General features: G+C 56.8%; 1 rRNA gene. It reads right to left on the bottom strand.

From position 1 onward, the window contains the following. Positions 1-31: 31 nt before the first annotated feature. Positions 32-3153 (bottom strand): 23S ribosomal RNA (locus tag AB0F03_RS37745). Between the last annotated feature and the right edge of the window lie 52 nt (positions 3154-3205).

Raw genomic sequence — 3205 nt, forward strand, 5'->3', positions numbered from 1 at the left:
CTCAGAACCAACACAGTGAACGCGAGCATCAATGGACAAGCCCTCGGCCTATTAGTACCGGTCACCTCCACACGTTACCGTGCTTCCAGATCCGGCCTATCAACCCAGTCGTCTACTGGGAGCCTTACCCCATCAAGTGGGTGGGAGTCCTCATCTCGAAGCAGGCTTCCCGCTTAGATGCTTTCAGCGGTTATCCCTCCCGAACGTAGCCAACCAGCCATGCCCTTGGCAGGACAACTGGCACACCAGAGGTTCGTCCGTCCCGGTCCTCTCGTACTAGGGACAGCCCTTCTCAAGACTCCTACGCGCACAGCGGATAGGGACCGAACTGTCTCACGACGTTCTAAACCCAGCTCGCGTACCGCTTTAATGGGCGAACAGCCCAACCCTTGGGACCGACTCCAGCCCCAGGATGCGACGAGCCGACATCGAGGTGCCAAACCATCCCGTCGATATGGACTCTTGGGGAAGATCAGCCTGTTATCCCCGGGGTACCTTTTATCCGTTGAGCGACGGCGCTTCCACAAGCCACCGCCGGATCACTAGTCCCGACTTTCGTCCCTGCTCGACCCGTCGGTCTCACAGTCAAGCTCCCTTGTGCACTTACACTCAACACCTGATTGCCAACCAGGCTGAGGGAACCTTTGGGCGCCTCCGTTACTCTTTAGGAGGCAACCGCCCCAGTTAAACTACCCATCAGACACTGTCCCTGATCCGGATCACGGACCCAGGTTAGACATCCAGCACGACCAGACTGGTATTTCAACGACGACTCCACAACCACTGGCGTGGCTGCTTCAAAGTCTCCCAGCTATCCTACACAAGCCGAACCGAACACCAATATCAAACTGTAGTAAAGGTCCCGGGGTCTTTCCGTCCTGCTGCGCGAAACGAGCATCTTTACTCGTAGTGCAATTTCACCGGGCCTATGGTTGAGACAGTCGAGAAGTCGTTACGCCATTCGTGCAGGTCGGAACTTACCCGACAAGGAATTTCGCTACCTTAGGATGGTTATAGTTACCACCGCCGTTTACTGGCGCTTAAGTTCTCAGCTTCGCCCACCCGAAAGTGAGCTAACCGGTCCCCTTAACGTTCCAGCACCGGGCAGGCGTCAGTCCGTATACATCGCCTTACGGCTTCGCACGGACCTGTGTTTTTAGTAAACAGTCGCTTCTCGCTGGTCTCTGCGGCCACCCCCAGCTCACGGAGTAAATCCGATCACCGGACATGGCCCCCCTTCTCCCGAAGTTACGGGGGCATTTTGCCGAGTTCCTTAACCATAGTTCACCCGAACGCCTCGGTATTCTCTACCTGACCACCTGAGTCGGTTTAGGGTACGGGCCGCCATGAAACTCGCTAGAGGCTTTTCTCGACAGCATAGGATCATCCACTTCACCACAATCGGCTCGGCATCAGGTCTCACCCTGCATGAGTGACGGATTTACCTACCACTCGGGCTACACCCTTACCCCGGGACTACCACCGCCCGGGATGGACTACCTTCCTGCGTCACCCCATCACTCACCTACTAACCGCTTGGGCCGGCGGCTCCACCACTTTCCTTTCCCCGAAGGGTCCGGAACGGCTTCACGGCCTTAGCATCACGATGCTCGATGTTTGACGCTTCACAGCGGGTACCGGAATATCAACCGGTTATCCATCGACTACGCCTGTCGGCCTCGCCTTAGGTCCCGACTTACCCTGGGCAGATCAGCTTGACCCAGGAACCCTTAGTCAATCGGCGCAAACGTTTCTCACGTTTGTATCGCTACTCATGCCTGCATTCTCACTCGTGAACCGTCCACAACTCGCTTCCGCGGCTGCTTCACCCGGCACACGACGCTCCCCTACCCATCAACACACCCGTTGGGGCTATATATGTCAATGACACGACTTCGGCGGTACGCTTGAGCCCCGCTACATTGTCGGCGCGGAATCACTAGACCAGTGAGCTATTACGCACTCTTTCAAGGGTGGCTGCTTCTAAGCCAACCTCCTGGTTGTCTGTGCGACTCCACATCCTTTCCCACTTAGCGTACGCTTGGGGGCCTTAGTCGATGCTCTGGGCTGTTTCCCTCTCGACCATGGAGCTTATCCCCCACAGTCTCACTGCCGCGCTCTCACTTACCGGCATTCGGAGTTTGGCTAAGGTCAGTAACCCGGTAGGGCCCATCGCCTATCCAGTGCTCTACCTCCGGCAAGAAACACACGACGCTGCACCTAAATGCATTTCGGGGAGAACCAGCTATCACGGAGTTTGATTGGCCTTTCACCCCTAACCACAGGTCATCCCCCAGGTTTTCAACCCTGGTGGGTTCGGTCCTCCACGAAGTCTTACCTCCGCTTCAACCTGCCCATGGCTAGATCACTCCGCTTCGGGTCTTGAGCGTGCTACTGAATCGCCCTGTTCGGACTCGCTTTCGCTACGGCTTCCCCACCCGGGTTAACCTCGCAACACACCGCAAACTCGCAGGCTCATTCTTCAAAAGGCACGCAGTCACGAGAACAAGGCAAGCCTTGTTCCGACGCTCCCACGGCTTGTAGGCACACGGTTTCAGGTACTATTTCACTCCGCTCCCGCGGTACTTTTCACCATTCCCTCACGGTACTATCCGCTATCGGTCACCAGGGAATATTTAGGCTTAGCGGGTGGTCCCGCCAGATTCACACGGGATTTCTCGGGCCCCGTGCTACTTGGGTGTCTTTCAAACGAGCCGCTGATGTTTCGACTACGGGGGTCTTACCCTCTACGCCGGGCCTTTCGCATGCCCTTCGCCTACATCAACGGTTTCTGACTCGTCTCACGGCCGGCAGACCGTGAAAGAAAGATCCCACAACCCCGTATACGCAACCCCTGCCGGGTCTCACACGCATACGGTTTGGCCTCATCCGGTTTCGCTCGCCACTACTCCCGGAATCACGGTTGTTTTCTCTTCCTGCGGGTACTGAGATGTTTCACTTCCCCGCGTTCCCTCCACTTGCCCTATGTGTTCAGGCAAGGGTGACAGCCCATGACGACTGCCGGGTTTCCCCATTCGGAAACCCCCGGATCAAAGCCTGGTTGACGACTCCCCGGGGACTATCGTGGCCTCCCACGTCCTTCATCGGTTCCTGGTGCCAAGGCATCCACCGTGCGCCCTTAAAAACTTGGCCATAGATGCTCGCGTTCACTGTGCAGTTCTCAAACAACGACCAGCCACCCGTC

The sequence above is a fragment of the Streptomyces sp. NPDC028722 genome (assembly GCF_040637655.1).
Classification (GTDB): domain Bacteria; phylum Actinomycetota; class Actinomycetes; order Streptomycetales; family Streptomycetaceae; genus Streptomyces.